A 17,255-nucleotide genomic window follows, 5' to 3' on the forward strand; every position below is an offset into this window, starting at 1 on the left:
ACTTTATAACCAACCTGATATCAGGGTTGATTGCTTATTGTTTCTTTCCCAAAAAGCCTGCCATCAAATTTGAAACAAGTAATACAAATCAAATTACTCTATTTTAAAATCGAACTCAGGTTAATAGGTATTCCCTGTTTTATCATACGGTCCCGGAGCGCTGATTGAAGCCCCTGCAACACCGGCCATGTAAGCAGGTTCTTTACGAACTATAAGAGGTTTTTTAGGATCAAGGGTTATCAGTTTCTTTTTATTGATAAATTTAATAAGGCTGGGAATGATGTCGGAAATCGCTTTTTGGAAATCTTGCTGTTTAACATGAGTCACGGAAAGTGTATCGATCATAAGTCCAATCAATTCAAGCGAATCTTTCGGCATTGACTTAGTCCCGAAATATTTCGGCCACAATTGTCTGCTCAATACCGCCATTTTCGATTGAACCTCTTCTTTCCTGGCTATTGCTGAATCATAAATCTGATCGGCGGTATATGCCGATTGAATATTGTAAGCAAATTTTCTTTTATAAAGATCTTTTCCTAACCTGAAACTTCTAGGCTTGTCGCTTTTTAGTGCTTTTAGCCACTTTGCATAATCTTTAATAGCAACAACAGCATTTACGGATCTTTCATTAATCTGTTTCTTTTCGGCGGCATCAAGCGTTGATACTTTCAAAGAATCCATCAAATCATTTTCAAATACAGACAATCCTCCCAAATTCTGATCGACTGCAAGACTTAACAATTCAGGCACCGGATTTGAAATACTATTTTTGGCAGCTTCATAATATTCTGCAACGTTAACAAGTCTTCCTTTTATACTTCTCAACCTTTCATTCAGAGGCGCATAATTTTCAGTCAGGATAAATGCAAAAGTTCCGCTTACATTATAGGAAGAAGGATCCCATTGATATGATTTTAGCGTATCAGTATTCCACTGGCTTTCTTTTAGCAAATTTTGTATTAAATAGAAATCAGTCTGGTTAGCAGCTGATAATTGTTTGGGATTAATTGCAGCAAGTGAATTAAGCTGGCTTTTTGTAAAAACAATTGAAGATTCGATCGACTTATCATCCGGAATCACAAGCACACTGTCATATTTATGATAACCCGCCGTTGTAGCCCAATCCGGATTTTGTTTCCATAACGCTTCGATAAAAGATGCTGAATAATTTTCGAAAGCTTTGTCTGATCCAGAACCTTTGTCTTCCGAGGTTGAACTTTTACATCCTGAATATAAAAACGATGGTAACAGGAAAACAGACAATAGGAGCGTTGTAATTTTTACACTTCGCCTCAATGATTGCAGATATAATTTCATACAGCGTTTTTATGATTGTTTAAGTTTCTTCCTTATCAAATTTAAAGTCAATTTGCGAATCGAAAACAGTCAGGTTCAGATCGCCAAATTTAGACTTTAGCCTCAGTATTTTCTCCTTTGTATTTAATAAGTTTTTAACCGATTTTAACCTGCCCCTGATGTATCTCAATTAAACTGATCATTGGAGGGTGATGTGATTCGGGATTAAGACCTGGTGATTGAACCATGTGGGGTAAAAAATGGGATCAGCCAGCATTTCAGCGGATAATATGAAGAAAATCTCAGAAACAGCTACTTATAACAACTGCCAGGAAGAGAAATTTAGATAAGAATATCAGGAAAATTATATTGAAGCTAAAACTGCATCCAATCAACGCATTGCCAAAAATCTGCCGAACTGTGACTATTATAAATTAAAGAATAACAATTTGTCTGGTCACATCAACACCCGCACCTTTTATACGGACAATATACTTTCCGGATGAAAGGTTTCTTACCGGAATTTTCACCCGGCTTTTGATATCCTGCTTTTGGAAAGTCATTACCCTCCCCAAAATGTCATATACTGTAATTTCTGCATTAGCGATATCGTCGCGGGATTCTACAAAAATATTATCCCTTGCACCCGGATTTGGGAATACAACAATATCCGATTCCCCCTCAGTAATTACTTCAAGATCATTTGAAAAAAGCGAATAACATGTAAGTAAGTTGGCTCCTATTGCAAAGGTTTCCCTATAACGTGCTGAATATGTGCCAGTTACATTTGTTCTCACACTATTCGTAGTAGACGTTGTCAAAATCAGCTCGTCTCTTTTCCAGTCGTATGACTCGTTCAGACCAGTTTCGTTAATCGTTGCAGTCGCTGTAAAAGGTCCGGATTTGGCGATGACTGGCGTTGGAAGTTCAGGGCGAACCAGTAGTGCCGAAACATTCGAATTGTCGGAAACGCAACCAAAAACACTTTGGCTTCTTACAAAATAATTTCCTGACTCTGAAACCGTCAGAGAAGAACCGCTTTGTAATACATCATTTGCCCCTTGTTTGTACCACGAATATTCATCATTTCCTGAATTGATTGAAAACGTAAAAGATGAGTCTGCACAAACCTGTTGCGAGCCGGACTGCAAAATTGTTGGCGCGGTAGGCTTAATGGTTGAGCTGATAACCATTTTCTGACTGCGAAGTGTATTGCCGAATGCATCCTTTACGCGTGCCATGTATGTTCCCGGATTTGAAATGTTGATGGTTCTGCCCCCACCTAAATCTCTGAGCGTTCCATTCACATCCGTATACCAGAAATAATTTAGATAACCATCCGGCAAAGTCAGATTCACAGAGGTATTATTTGCAGCACAGGCACTGGTGATTTTTGGTTCATCAGAAACAGAAACAGGAGCAACTGTTGAGAAAAAAGTAGTGCTCAACACGTCATTCCAAGCATTGGCCAGAATCGTTGTGCCTTCAACTCCCTGGAAATGAGTTCCATCTCCACCACGACTTACAAATAAATTATCAGTTTCAGGACCAGCATAAGCAATTCCGGGAAGATCCTGTATTACAGCATTCTGTGCAGCAATTATGGACGGACTTGTGATTGATACCTGATTTTGGTTCGCAATTCTTGAAGTTCGCGCTATTACCCATGGAACTTTAAAATTAATATCACTGCTCAACTTATTGATCAAATCCTGAAGGCCATTTTTGTAATCATTAAAATTGGTATTGAGAGGAAAGGTATCCGATTCTCCCTGCATCCATAATATCGCTCTCGCGCCATATTGTTTTACATAATGCTGCATGGAAAGCCTAACGTTTGCATAAGGCATCTGAGGTGCAAATTGCACCAAACCACTGAAAACGTCCCATGTTGGCTCGTTCCGACTACTTTTACTCCAATTCATAATAGCTGTACCTTCCCATGCAGTATTTACAAAAAGTACAGGAACGTTTAATTTTACAGCTAAAAGATCGCCAAGGATCCCCCAACACCAAGTTCCGTGCCCCCTGAGGCCCATTGTGATGTTGCTGTTGTTGAGCTGAGTAAACAAGGGAGGAGGAAGATTACCGAGTGAATTACTGATTTCATTATTATTATCAATATAATTTACCCGCTCATCAGTTGCTACCGGACTGGTATAATTAATTCCTTGAGCATTAGACTGGCCCGAAATTATAAAAACTTCTCCGACGCCCACTTTGGAAATTTTGTAAGGATTTCCAATAATTACCCCATTTTTTGAACCTCGGACTTCCATGCTGTACCAGCCTCCGGTAACTCGTACGGCTCCACTAAAAATGCCGCCGGTCGGATTCGTTTGTAAGGTTCTCCACGGAATTTCCACTCCTTGCAAGGAATTTACCGGTGTAAAATGCACTTCAATTTTATCGACGGCTATGGAGTAACTGCCGCTTATCGTAACGTTTGCCGATTTATCTAAATCCCTTTGATAAATGGCGCGTTCGAGAGGTGCAGTAATTATAATTTGTGCTTTAACACAAAAAGGTAAAAATATAAGGAAGATTCCTACTTGGCAGGAGGCTGTAAAGCTGGATCTTTTTAAAAAAGAATTTAAGATATATTTCATGCAGTGTGCAAAATCAATAGAATCACCGTGTAACTAATACGACACAAAGTATATAAAAAACGTTGTGAAGAGCAATAAAAAACTACTAACCGGAGGAAGGTATTCTTTACTTCTTTATAGAATTACGATTAACTCTTATGATTTGTTGCGCAAGCCGGTACTAACTGACCGAAAATTAAATCCTGTCCCACGGGTGATAGGACAGGATTTAATTATTTATTTAAATCTTCCCGAGACATTAAATTTCTTTCGCTTTACTTTTCATTTGAGCATCAATAACTGCCACAAGTGCCATATTATAAATACTGCGGACAGAACTCCCCAATTGAAGAACATGAACTGGCTTTTTCAGGCCTAATAAAATCGGGCCAATGGCATCCGCATTCCCAACTTCCTTCATTAAGTTATACGCAATATTGCCAGCAGCCAAATTTGGGAATATTAATGTGTTAACATCCTGACCAACCAACTCGCTGAAAGGATAACTATCCTGCAAGTTTTTCGGGTTGAGGGCAACACTTGCCTGCATTTCTCCATCCACAATCAAAGACGGCATACGCTTTTTAATAAGCTTTCTGGCATCTGACATAATTTTCGCCTCAGGAGAATCACTGCTTCCAAAGTTGGAATAACTAAGTAATGCAATACGTGGAGTCAAATTGAAATTTTGAACTTCCCTCGCTGCCAACTCCGTAATATCTGCCACCTCTTCTGCGGTTGGATTGAAATTAACAGTTGTATCTGCCAGGAATAACGGGCCCTTTTTAGTTATTAAGAGGTACATCCCGGCTATCTTTTTCACGCCATCTTCTGTCCCGATAATCTGAAGAGCTGGACGGATTGTGTCAGGATAATTTTTGGTAAGGCCTGAAATCATCGCGTCTGCATCACCGGTTTCAACCATCATACAACCGAAATAATTCCGGTCAGTCATTGCTTTTTCCGCCTCATATTCATTGATTCCTTTACGCTGACGTTTGTCAAAATAAAGTTTTGAATATCTCTTTCTGTTTTCTGCCTGCGCTTCACTTCTAGGATCGATGATTATCATACCATCCAGATCAATTCCATTCGTAATTGCCAGGGATTTGATCTTGCTTTCCTCTCCCAACAAAATCGGGAAAGCTGCTTTTTCATCATAAACAAGTTGGGCTGCTTTCAACACTTTCCAGTTGTCAGCATCAGCAAAAACAAGTCTGCGTGGATCCAGACGGGCTTTATTTCCAATGACACGAAGTAACTGATTGTCAAGACCCAGACGGTGGTTCAGTTCTTCCTTATATGCTTCCCAGTCAAGGATATGTTTTTTCGCCACACCACTTTCCATAGCCGCAAGTGCTACCGCCGGCGCAACAGTCGATAATAATCTTGGATCGAGCGGTTTTGGAATGATGTAGTCTTTTCCAAAAGAAATCGTTTTTTCATTGTAAGCAAGATTCACGATATCCGGCACAGCACTTTTCGCCAGATCGGCCAATGCTTTTACCGCTGCCAGCTTCATGGCTTCATTAATCTGCGTGGCTCTTACATCCAGTGCCCCGCGGAAAATAAACGGAAATCCAAGTACATTATTAACCTGATTTGGATAATCACTTCGCCCCGTTGCCATAATCACGTCATTTCTTGCACCTGTTGCGGCTTCGTAAGAAATTTCCGGATCCGGATTTGCCATCGCAAACACAATTGGATTATCGGCCATGCTTTTAATCATATCCGGCGTCACCACATTTCCTACACTTAATCCTAAAAACACATCAGCGTTTTTCATCGCAGAAATCAGTGTCATATCAGAAGTCGCGGAAACGGTATAAGGAATTCTGTCTTCACCCAGATCCGTTCTTGAAGAATGCAGTACTCCATCTTTATCAAACAGGATGAAATTTTCAGGTTTAGCACCCAGCGAAGTATACAAAAGTACGCAGGACATTGCCGCCGCTCCTGCCCCACTGATAACGAATTTTGCCTTATCGATTGTCTTTTTCTGTAATTCCAGTGCATTCAGCAATGCAGCACTACTGATGATTGCGGTACCATGCTGATCATCATGCATGACCGGAATTTTCATTTTTTGCCTTAATTGTTTTTCAATATAAAAACATTCCGGCGCTTTAATATCTTCCAGATTGATCCCTCCAAACGTCGGTTCCAATGCCAGAACGATCTGGATAAATTTGTCCGGATCTGTTTCATTTATTTCAATATCAAAAACATCAATATCCGAGAATATCTTGAACAAAACTCCTTTGCCTTCCATTACTGGTTTACTTGCTTCAGGCCCGATATTTCCAAGACCCAGTACCGCAGTTCCATTTGTAATTACACCAACCAGATTTCCTTTGGCCGTGTATTTATATACTTCTTCAACATCTCTGAAAATTTCCTTGCACGGTTCAGCCACACCGGGAGAGTACGCAAGAGACAAATCCCGCTGGGTTTTCGCATCTTTTGTAGGAATTACTTCAATTTTCCCCGGCCTTCCTTTGGCATGATAATCCAGTGCCTGCTCTTTTCTTAATTGCTCCTTCATAATTAAATTTCAATTCACATCTCAATAAGCTGTACGCATCAGCCGCCTTTGATCAGAAAATCTTTTGCACAAATCGTTTAATCTTTTGATAGCACAAAAGTATCACACTTTACATTGAATACCTGTTACTAATTCATTGTTTTACTAATAATCTACCAAATACCTGCTCAAATATCGATCGGTCAGGGTAGATTTTTGATCGCGACTGCAAGCATTTCTATGTATTGTTCACGATCAATATCATAAACAACCTCCACATTTGGCTCCTTTTGCAGCACATTGAAATAATCAACAACGGTAGCGCCGCTGGTAAGTTTCCCATTAGTTTCTACGGCAACGTAACAAGGTTTTGACTTAAACATTTCCGGATTCATCAGCCATGCAATTGCGCACGGATCGTGCAATGCCGCACCGCCTTCGAGTTCAACACGGTTTTCTCTGTAAAAAATGGAAAAGAATTCCAGCAAACCAGCTGCGGCTAAACCTGTTTTATTTCCAATACTTCTGAACGTTTCAATATCTTTTTGAAAAACAATCGCTTTATGCGTCACATCTAATCCGCACATCGTAATCGGTACACCTGAATCAAAAACGATGGCTGCTGCTTCCGGATCCGCATAGATATTAAATTCAGCAAGCGGCGTCATATTACCACGAAAAATCCCGCCACCCATCAGAGAAATTCTTTCAATCTTGTGTTTCAAATTAGGGAACGCCAATAGAAAAGCAGCAATATTAGTCAGCGGCCCGGTTGGAACAATTGTAATTTTCTCTTCACTTTCTCTCAGAATATTCGCGATTCCTTCAACAGCCAAAATACTTTCAGCTTCTGAAACAGGAGCAGGAAAAACGGCACCGTCAAGGCCACTTTCGCCATGGACATGATCTGAAACCAGCAATTCCCGAAGCAATGGTTTTTCACACCCGCGGTATACCGGCACTTTCACATTCATCAAAGAAATCAAACGCAATGCATTGAAAAGCGTTTTATCCTGTGTCTGGTTGCCTGCTGAGGTTGTTATTGCTTTTACATCAAATCTGCCACTTCCAAAAGCCAGCATTAACATCAGCGCATCATCCAGGCCGGGATCGCAATCTATAATTACAGGTATTTTTTTCATTTTTAGTTTAGTTCAGTTTGATAAGGAGCAGAACTTTGTGCACCCATCCGGGTGACAGAAATGGCGGAAGCTTTACAAGCAAATGTACAGGCATCAATCCAGTTTTTACCTTCCGCCAGTGCGGTTACTACGGCACCATTAAAAATATCGCCGGCTGCGGTTGTGTCCACTGGTACTACTGTAACGGCAGGAATGATTTCTGAAAATTCACTATTGAAAAGATAAACACCATTTTTCCCCAAAGTAATAATGACATTTTTGATCCCTTTATTTTGAAAAAAAAGAGCCGCCTTTTTCATATTTTCGAGAGTATCCGGTAAAATTCCGGTCAAAAGCTGTGTTTCAGTTTCATTTGGGGTGATAAGGAAAATTCCACTTAAAAGGTTGTCATCCAATTTTACCGCCGGAGCAGGATTAAGTATTACACTGATTTTCAATTTATTACATTTCTTTACAATGTATTGAATGGTATCAAGCGGGATTTCCAGTTGAAGCAAAACAAGATCGATATGATCAAAAATTGAATCCGATAAATCAGAAGATTTTAAATCCATGTTCGCGCCGGATGCCACGACGATCTGGTTTTCACCATTTTCATTTACTATGATAGATGCAACGCCGGATGGAAAATCAGCGGTTTGCAGAATATAATCTGTATTTAAACCCTCTTTTTTAAAACCTTCCAACGCTTCCTTGCCAAAAATATCCTTCCCAACTTTCGCTACAAAACGCACATCAGCACCAAGACGAGCTGCTGCGACGGCCTGGTTAGCTCCTTTTCCACCCGGATTCATTAAAAATGTTTGCCCCAAAACGGTTTGCCCGGGTTGAGGAAATTCTTCGGTTTTAATCACCATATCGGTATTGGAACTACCGATAACAAGTATTCTGGCAGACATATTCTATTATTTTTCTGATGAACTACTTTTTAAGAAATTTTTGGTTCAAATACCAAAAAGCTAAGTTATTGATTACGCCAAATATCCGGCTCGGATATCTAGTCTTTTAGAAATTAAAAAAATGTGAAAATTTATGCAATTCTTATAAATCATTAATTTGCAAGGACATAACACATTTCCCGTTTAAAACTTAACAGGATAATTTAATATCCTGGTAATAGATCTTACAATTGAAAATTGAAGAGATTATAATCAAGTCTGTAACCGCATTTCAATTGTAAATCACCGATTACGTTGAATAGGAACAATTTCTTTTCTAATTTCGACCAGAAATACTGTTATGCCAAAACGTGTTTTCAAGACACAACTTTGACGTTTTGGTAAGTAATAAAAGCGTCTTGGTGCTTTATATATTAGCATTTACTTTTTCTGTTCATACTATTCCGGATACCCTGTTACATTATGTTAAAAATTACTTTGAGCCTGTTTTCCGCCTTTCTTATGTTTGCCTGGTACAACCCGCTGCATGAGAATTCCGAAAACCGGACAACTCCACAAACGCGTATCGATTCATTACCAAATGCATCCAGCTGGCCCAGTGAGCTCGTGCTCACCAATTTTGCCGGACCAGATTTAACGCCAAGTCCCGCCTGTTTGGCGGTGGCTTCAACAGGCGAAGTTTTTGTAGGCGTCGACATGATCGGTTCCCTTGGAAAAGATCCGGGAAAAGGTAGTATTGTTAAACTGGTTGACAGTGACAATGACGGAAAAGTTGACAAACACACGATTTTCGCCATGGCCGATGACCCGCGCGGAATCATCGCAATGGGTGATAAAGTTTATGTCCTTCATACCGTTTTTTCCAAAGAAAATGGCCTGGCAACAGGAATGGATCTTGTTGTTTTTGAAGACAAAAATAAAGATGGCGTGGCGGACGGTCCGGCAAAACCATTGATCGAACATATCAGCAATCCAAAATTCCTGCAAAGCCGTGGTACTGACCACGCTACCAACGGAATTCGTATGGGAATTGATGGCTGGATTTATATCGCCGTTGGTGATTTTGGCTTTCATGACGCAATTGACCGTTCCGGTAAAAAAATGACGATGCTTGGTGGTGGAATTGTCCGCGTGCGCCCGGATGGTACAGAAATGGAAATTTACACCCACGGTATGCGCAACATTTATGACGTTGCCATTGACCCATTCATGAATATTTTCACCCGCGACAACACCAATGATGGTGGTGGCTGGAATATTCGTTTCAGTAATCAGATACAGTCTGGTGAATATGGATATCCGGTTCTTTTCCAGCATCATACAGACGAAATCATTCCCGCACTTATCGATCTTGGCGGTGGTTCGGGAACGGGTTCCTTATATATGGACGAAGATACCTGGCCTGCAAAATACAACCACGTGCCAATGATGGCCGACTGGGGAAGAAGCCAGGCTTATATCCATCGTGTTACCCCAGACGGCGCAACTTACACGCAGAAGGAAGAAGATTTTATAAAATTGTCACAAATAACGGATCTGGACGTGGATGCTTCCGGTCGTCTTTATTTGGCTGCCTGGGATGGCGCCGGTTATTCGGGTAGTGCTTCCAAAGGGTTTGTTGTTCGTGCGGTACCTAAAAACTGGAAGTACAAAGCATTTCCTGAGGTTAAGAAATTATCAATAAAAGAGTTGGTAACCATCCTGAAATCAGGAAGTGCAACGGCTCGTTTGGATGCTCAGCAGGAATTGATAACACGTCCTGCGAAACAAGCCACCGAAGCTACCTGGAAACTTGCCTCTGACAAAAGCTTGCCCCTTTATACCCGTGTTGCAGGAATGTATGCTTACGAACAAATTGCAGGCGAAAGCGGTGTTACAAATCTGGTAAAACTTGCTGCTGAAAAAGATATCAAAGAATACGTTTTACGTGCTTTAACGGATCGTAAAGGAAATCTTAAAAATGTTCCGACCGAATTATTTCTTGCCGGAATGAAAGATGCTAACCCACGTGTTCAGCTTGCAGCTACTATCGGACTTGGTCGTTTGGGACGTATTGAAGCTGCTGAGGCTTTGCTTGCGGTGAAAGTTCCGGCTTCTTTCGTTGCGCCAGCCAAAGATGTGGAAGGTCCTCATGCGACTCCCAATTCTCCGATTATTTTGCCCCACATTGCTGTTCGCTCGCTTGTAAAATTGAACGCTGTTGACGCAACTGTGAAAGCAATTGGAACAGAAAATTCAACCATTGCACTTTGGGCACTGCGTTATATGCACGACCCAAAAGCGGTTGACGGACTTATTGCTGCTTACAAAAAATCAAGCGATCCGGAATTGAAAAAACAGATTCTGGTGACTTTGGCAAGACTTTACAAAAAAGAAGCTGATTATGATGGTTCATGGTGGTGGAGCACACGTCCGGATTCGCACGGACCATATTACAAAGCTGTTACCTGGGAATCTTCTCCTGAAATCAAAAATATTTTGACGGAACAATGGAATAAAGCAGACGCCGCAGGAAAACAGTTTTACGCCGATTTGAACGCCAGAAACCGTATGGAAATTACAGAATTTGGTGGTGAAGAAGTTGCAGTTGCCAAGGAGGAAGTAAAAATTGATTTTGACAAAATAAGAAATAAAAAAGGTCAGGTTGGCGAATCTTCGATTGAAGACGTGATGTTGGCGATGGCAAAAATTAACGGTGATCCTGCTTTGGGTAAAACCTTGTTTACCAGACAAGGTTGCGTTGCCTGCCACAGTCTGACAAAAGGTGAAACGATGAAAGGTCCTTTCATGGGACAAATCGGGTCAATAATGAACCGTGAACAAATTGCTGAATCCATCCTGAAACCAAACGCTTCGATCTCACAGGGATTTGCTTCGGTGGTGATTGAGACGAAAGGTGGTAAAACTTATATGGGTTTCATCACGCAGGAATCTGCCGCAAAAGTTGTGATGCGTGATATCACGGGTCAACTTTATACTATCAAAGCTTCCGACATTGTTTCGCGCAAAGAACTGGAAGATTCCATGATGCCGACTGGACTTGCCAGCGCATTATCCTATGAAGAATTCGCTTCTCTGATTACTTTCCTTTCTCAGCAGAAAAAATAAAAGATTCTAAAACTGAGTTTGACAAAAAGCAGATTTTCACGAATCTGCTTTTTGTTTTTTAGGTCGATGCAAAAACTGTCCGTCCGAATTCAATTTTTCGTAAAAACTTAGTAGCTTGAAGATCACTTCCCATTACTTAACCGTCATTTTATGAAAAATAAGATTACTTCATTATTAAGTTTTGTTTTAACATTTTCCATCTCTTCAACCTCACTTTTTGCCCAGGATGATGTTCTTAAAAAATTGCAGGAAATCGCGATTATAGAACAAAAAATCATGATGCCCATGCGTGATGGCGTAAGACTGGCTACCGATGTTTACCGGCCTAAAACGGACAAAAAAGTACCCATCATTTTCTCAAAAACGCCTTACAACTTCAACGCGTGGGGAGATGGTGAGTTGAAACCCCGCACCTATCAGGATGCGCTGGACGCTGTGAAGCGTGGATATGCCTATGTTGTACAAAACGAACGTGGAAAATTCTTTTCCGAAGGAAACTGGGAAATATTAGGGCCGCCAACAACAGACGGTTACGATGCATTTTCCTGGATGACCGCCCAGCCATGGTCCAATGGAAAAATCGGTACGCTTGGATGTTCTTCAACGGCAGAATGGCAAATGGCGGTCGCCGCACTAGATCATCCTTCCCACGCAGCTATGGTTCCGATGGGATTTGGCGCAGGGGTCGGAAAAGTAGGTCCGTTTATGGAGCAGGGAAACTGGTATCGCGGTGGTGCGCAGCAAATGCTTTTTACAACATGGCTATACGGTACGGAAACCGATAATATGGCTCGACCATTATTTCCTAAAACGGCAACAAGTGAAGATCTAACGCGGATTTCGCGTTTTTATGACTTGGCTCCTGAAATGCCAAAAGTGGATTGGGCACAAGGTCTGAAACATTTGCCGGTTCAGGATATTATCCAAAATGTGAACGGTCCGAAAGGTACTTACGAAAAAATGATTGTCAGAAAACCGAACGATCCGGAATGGTACAAGGGCGGATTATATCACGACAATATGCCTTTCGGTGTACCAAGCTATTGGTTTGTTTCCTGGTACGACGTATCGACAGGGCCGAATCTGGCTCTTTTTAACCATGTCAGAAAAAACGGAGTTGATCAGCCGGTGCGTGACGGACAGTTTCTTGTCATTTCACCAACTTTGCATTGTGCTTACAAACGCGCGACAGAAAATACGGTTGTAGGTGAACGCAGTGTAGGTGACGCGCGACTGGATTATGACGGATTGATCTACGGCTGGTTTGATTACTGGCTTAAAGGTGAAGACAACAATATACTCAAAAAAACGCCACGAGTTCAGTACTATACCATGGGTTCCAACAAATGGCAATATTCTGAAACCTGGCCGCCGGCAAATGTTGAGCCTACACCCTACTATTTTTCGAGTAAAGGAAGCGCTAACAGTTTGTATGGAGATGGGAAACTAACAGCCAAACCGGCTGGAAAAGAAGACAAACCGGATGCATTTGCTTATGATCCGGCTTTCCCAGTCCCTTCTTATGGCGGAAATGTTTGCTGTACAGGAACTGCCATTCAGGGAGGTTCGTGGGATCAGCATCAGATGGAAACACGCCAGGATATTCTGGTTTACACTACTGAACCTTTCAAAGACGGAGTGGAATTAACCGGTTCAATTGAAACAACTCTTTTCGTTTCTTCTGATGCTAAAGATACGGACTTTACAGTCAAACTGATCGATGTATATCCGGATGGCCGCGCTTTCAATCTGGACGAGACTATTCTGCGTGCCCGTTATCGTGAAGGGTTTGACAAAGAAGTGATGATGGAAAACGGGAAAGTTTACAAGCTGACTTTAAGTCCAATGTCAACCAGCAATTTCTTTGAACCGGGACATAGCGTGCGGGTCGAAATTTCAAGCAGTAATTTCCCTCGTTTTGACAGAAATATGAATACAGGCGGAAATAATTTTGATGAAACAAAAGGTATCGTAGCCCACAACAAAATTTTACACAACGCCCAATATCAATCCAAATTGGTACTACCGATAGTTCGAAAATAAATTGTTTAAACGCAGGGTTTGGCGAGTTTGACGCTGAGTTATATGAGTTTTTTTCTCTGTGTAACTCAGCGTAAAACTCTTTCAACGCTGCGTTTAACCTGTTTAATTTATGGCTTTTTCATGTAGTCAATGGGTGGGCCTACCCTTTCAAAGCCGTGAGATTTGCGGAAACTGTCTTGTTCCTGATCCGACATATTTGCCATCTTACCTTCACTCACAGCCTTAAAAAACATTTCCATTTTGCCCGCAGGCTGAAATGACATCAATAATTTCGCCTCACCTTCGCTGGTTTTACTAAATGCATGAGGGATACCCCTTGGGCCAAAAACACTATCTCCTGTCTTTGCCGTAAAGGTTTCATCTCCTACCCTGATCAAAAATTCACCTGATAAGACATACCACCACTCATCCTGATTATCATGACGATGAAGTGCAGGCCCGCCCTTTTTCACACGGGTTGATTCAAATATGTACAAATCACCGTTCGTATCTTCTGATGATACTTTCGTAAAAAAAGTATCACCTTCAAGTAAGCTAATACTTTTTTCAAACCTGTCTTTCCCGATATCCACCTTGATCCCCTTTTTTAATCTGTCAGCCGCAAAAGCTTGCCGACTAAACATTACACCCGGAATCGCTCCAATTGATAATTTGAGAAATGTTTTTCTTTTCATAACAGAGACTTTATGATCACAACTCCACATAAAAGAAATTTATCAATTAATTATTTATCAAGCAATTAATAGTAAAAAACCGTTATCCAACGGTTAAATTCAAACGCAGTGTTACCGGGAGTTTGACGCGAGGTTAAAAGTGTTTTTTCTCTATTTAACTCCGCGTGAAACTCCGATTACGCTGCGTTTAACCTTTATATTTCTCTGTTGGGACGATAATTAATTGTAAAAACTGTATCAAACGGTTAAATTCAAACGCAGTGTTAACGGGAGTTAGATGCGGAGTTAAAGGAGTTTTTTTCTCTGTGTAACTCAGCGTAAAACTCTTTTAACTCTGCGTTTAACCCTTTAACCTTCATTTTTTTTCGCTAGGAACAATCATAAAATTTAACAACTCCGTGTGTCGTATTACTGAAATATCTACCATCGACAGCACTTCACGGTGAGTCAGTTCTTTGAAAAGTTCGTTGCTGCTGCTTACTGGTTTGTTATTAAAGGAAACAATGATATCCCCTTCCAGTAATTGTGAGCGGGATGCAGGAGAATTGGCTTCAATATGCGTAACGAAAATTCCTTTATGATTCGAAAGTTTGTAATGCTGCCGGATTTTTTCATTGATCTGTACATCCTGCAATTGTAAACCCAGATAAGCTTTGAAAACTTTTCCATCCTTAATCAGTTGTCTGGCGATTTCCTTGGCGGTATTTATGTCAACCGAAAAGCTCAATCCCTGTGCTCCCTGAATTACAGCGGTATTTACACCAACAACTTCCCCATCAGTATTAATCATAGGCCCGCCAGAATTTCCCGGATTTAATGCAGCATCGGATTGAATTACATTGTCAACATATCTTCCTGACTGCGTTTGCAATGATCTTCCAAGCGCACTTACCACCCCGGTCGTTACGGTATGCTGGTATCCGAAAGGATTTCCGATTGCTATCACAAACTGCCCGATCTGCAATTGACTGGCATCACCAAGTTTGGCAACTGAATAGCCTTGCGCGTAAATTTTCAGAATGGCAATATCAGTATCCGGATCTTTTCCTATTAGTTCCGCTTCAATTTCATTATTGTTGAGCAAACTTACCATGATCTTCTCAGCACCATCCACAACGTGGCAATTGGTGAAGATTAAACCGTCTGAGGAAAAAATAAAACCTGAACCTGAGCCCGCAGGACGAAGTTTTCCTTTCTCCGTTTTAAAAACATCTATTTTTACGACTGCGTTTTTTGTTTTTTCCACAGCCTCAATGATCATACTCGAAAATGCGTCCATGTCGGTAAATTTTTGTACAAACCTGAACATCAAAAATTTATCCAGAACTTTTTTTACGCCAATGTGTCCATTCTGGCCTTTTTAGTATGCCAAAAAGCCATATCGAAACTTTTCGAACAATGAGTTTAAGGTTGTTGAAAACAATTAAATACAGGCTATATAAATGAATAAGTCCTTCAATAGCCGTAGCTTTTGAAGGACTTATTTCAGTTCCGTCGATGAAATGAATTTGTCTTTTCGAAAAAATCAAGCTGTCATTAAAAGTCGTCTGTTGATATCAGTAAGTCTTATTCCTTTTAAAGTTTTTAATCTCTCTTCGATTTTGATACCGTTGCTAAAAATATATCCCGGACCGAAAAACTGCTTAAATTCTTTGATTGCCATATCAAGTTGTTTCTTTGAAACTCCACTATAAACTAACTGCATCAGCTGCGCTTTTTCAGGAGTCAGGCTTTGTAGCTTCCAGTATTTAGGATGTTCCAAACCAATTGGTGACCTGAAATATTTATCGTGTTTTTCTTTAATTAAAAATTCAAAGTCAATATTGATCTGTTTGCTGTTGTTAGCTACATTGCCTTTGACAACAATTTTGGCTTCTCTGTCTACGGCCAGGATAAATATTTTTTCGTGTATCATGATTACTTATATTTTGTAGTTACCGGCAGCTTAATTGATTAAGAACCAGCTTAGTTATGTTAAATTTATACGGTTGTATTTATATAACTAACATTGTGCCAGAAAGTAACACTTTTTTCAGGAAATTTATTTTATACTATGAATAAGAATAGAAATGCAATTAAATCTTCATTAATTGACCAAAACGATTTAGAATTATTGGAAAATTTGTGATTTGAGGCAATTAAATTGAGGTGTTAGTCAGGTTTGAGGAAGCGAATTCGTCATATTTAAACACTAAATTAGTGAAATACAAATACTTTGACTCAGGTAATGGTTTAATCTAGAGATTGCATATACCAAAATTGGGTGGTTCAAGAATTCCGAAGTGTGAATTTATAAATCCTTACACCTAGGGACAAGAGATAGATAGATTCAGGAAGTTAAAGATGGCTCTAAAAACAGGTATGAATGTTTAATTTTTTCTGATCATCGAGAATAAGGATTATTTATTTTGTCAGAACATCTTACAAAGCAAATTTCAGGTTGTACTGCGTGTTAATCTTCACCAATTTCCATATGCATATTGATTAATTGTTTGCTGAATCCAACTTTTTCATAAGCTCTCAGCGCTGGTAAATTGCCTTCATAAACATCCAGTCTTAATTCCGAAATTTTCTGTGAAATAGCCCATTTTTTTAATCCTTCGATTATTTTGCTGTTAACTCCTCTGCCGCGGTACGCCGGATCAACATACATAAATCCTAGGTAAGCATGCGCTGGATATTTCAAAAAATGCCGTGCTTTCTCGATGCGTGCATAACCAGAGCCCACGACTTCTCCATCAATTTCTGCCACCAGAATTTCAATGTGAGAGGCCCGGATCATTTCTTCAATGTCGTAATAATGCACCGGATCTGGTTTTATTAACTTGTCATAAGCGCGTTCAGCATGAATGACGCCTTGCTCGAAGCGATGTAATGCTGGCAGGTCGGAGGCTGTGGCAGGACGGATTTTTATTTCACTCATAAACATTAATATTTCAAATCAATTTTAGTTTCGGATCATTCGGCCTGAAACTTCA

General features: G+C 40.3%; 11 protein-coding genes. 2 read left to right on the forward strand and 9 right to left on the reverse strand.

Annotation, left to right across the window (positions count from 1 at the left end):
- Nucleotides 1–120 precede the first annotated feature (120 nt).
- The 5 genes from FZF08_RS26385 to rbsK all read right to left on the reverse strand — a co-directional run bounded on the left by FZF08_RS26385 (nucleotide 121) and on the right by rbsK (nucleotide 8,452).
- A complete protein-coding gene (locus FZF08_RS26385; RefSeq protein WP_159476008.1) occupies nucleotides 121–1,317 on the reverse strand; it encodes a DUF885 family protein in 1,197 nt (398 codons plus the stop codon).
- 413 nt (nucleotides 1,318–1,730) lie between these two features.
- Nucleotides 1,731–3,905, reverse strand: coding sequence for a T9SS type A sorting domain-containing protein (locus FZF08_RS26390; RefSeq protein WP_159476011.1), 2,175 nt, complete (start codon nucleotides 3,903–3,905; stop codon nucleotides 1,731–1,733).
- A gap of 238 nt (nucleotides 3,906–4,143) precedes the next feature.
- Nucleotides 4,144–6,432: an NADP-dependent malic enzyme gene (locus FZF08_RS26395; RefSeq protein ID WP_159476014.1), complete on the reverse strand. Its 2,289-nt coding sequence runs from the start codon at nucleotides 6,430–6,432 to the stop codon at nucleotides 4,144–4,146.
- A gap of 182 nt (nucleotides 6,433–6,614) precedes the next feature.
- Nucleotides 6,615–7,553 (reverse strand): nucleoside hydrolase, encoded by a 939-nt coding sequence (locus FZF08_RS26400; RefSeq protein WP_159476017.1) that lies wholly within the window; start codon nucleotides 7,551–7,553, stop codon nucleotides 6,615–6,617.
- 2 nt (nucleotides 7,554–7,555) lie between these two features.
- The gene (rbsK, locus tag FZF08_RS26405; RefSeq protein ID WP_159476020.1) at nucleotides 7,556–8,452 is read right to left on the reverse strand and encodes a ribokinase; all 897 of its coding nucleotides are present in this window, start codon (nucleotides 8,450–8,452) and stop codon (nucleotides 7,556–7,558) included.
- 462 nt (nucleotides 8,453–8,914) lie between these two features.
- Here rbsK and FZF08_RS26410 point away from each other — a divergent pair, with 462 nt between their 5' ends.
- Together FZF08_RS26410 and FZF08_RS26415 are read left to right on the forward strand one after the other, a co-directional pair.
- Nucleotides 8,915–11,560, forward strand: coding sequence for a c-type cytochrome (locus FZF08_RS26410; RefSeq protein ID WP_159476023.1), 2,646 nt, complete (start codon nucleotides 8,915–8,917; stop codon nucleotides 11,558–11,560).
- 150 nt (nucleotides 11,561–11,710) lie between these two features.
- Nucleotides 11,711–13,603, forward strand: coding sequence for a CocE/NonD family hydrolase (locus FZF08_RS26415; protein ID WP_159476026.1), 1,893 nt, complete (start codon nucleotides 11,711–11,713; stop codon nucleotides 13,601–13,603).
- 107 nt (nucleotides 13,604–13,710) lie between these two features.
- On the opposite strand, the gene FZF08_RS26420 is transcribed toward FZF08_RS26415, so the two are convergent.
- The 4 genes from FZF08_RS26420 to FZF08_RS26435 form a co-directional block, all read right to left on the reverse strand.
- The gene (locus FZF08_RS26420; protein ID WP_159476029.1) at nucleotides 13,711–14,277 is read right to left on the reverse strand and encodes a cupin domain-containing protein; all 567 of its coding nucleotides are present in this window, start codon (nucleotides 14,275–14,277) and stop codon (nucleotides 13,711–13,713) included.
- A 355-nt stretch (nucleotides 14,278–14,632) separates the two neighbouring features.
- Nucleotides 14,633–15,556, reverse strand: coding sequence for a S1C family serine protease (locus FZF08_RS26425; RefSeq protein ID WP_159476032.1), 924 nt, complete (start codon nucleotides 15,554–15,556; stop codon nucleotides 14,633–14,635).
- Between the two features lie 246 nt (nucleotides 15,557–15,802).
- The gene (locus tag FZF08_RS26430) at nucleotides 15,803–16,192 is read right to left on the reverse strand and encodes a hypothetical protein (RefSeq protein ID WP_159476035.1); all 390 of its coding nucleotides are present in this window, start codon (nucleotides 16,190–16,192) and stop codon (nucleotides 15,803–15,805) included.
- A 537-nt stretch (nucleotides 16,193–16,729) separates the two neighbouring features.
- A complete protein-coding gene (locus FZF08_RS26435; RefSeq protein ID WP_159476038.1) occupies nucleotides 16,730–17,200 on the reverse strand; it encodes a GNAT family N-acetyltransferase in 471 nt (156 codons plus the stop codon).
- Nucleotides 17,201–17,255: the final 55 nt, after the last annotated feature.

Source organism: Dyadobacter sp. 3J3 (assembly GCF_009801115.1).
In the GTDB taxonomy this organism is placed as follows: Bacteria; Bacteroidota; Bacteroidia; order Cytophagales; family Spirosomataceae; genus Dyadobacter.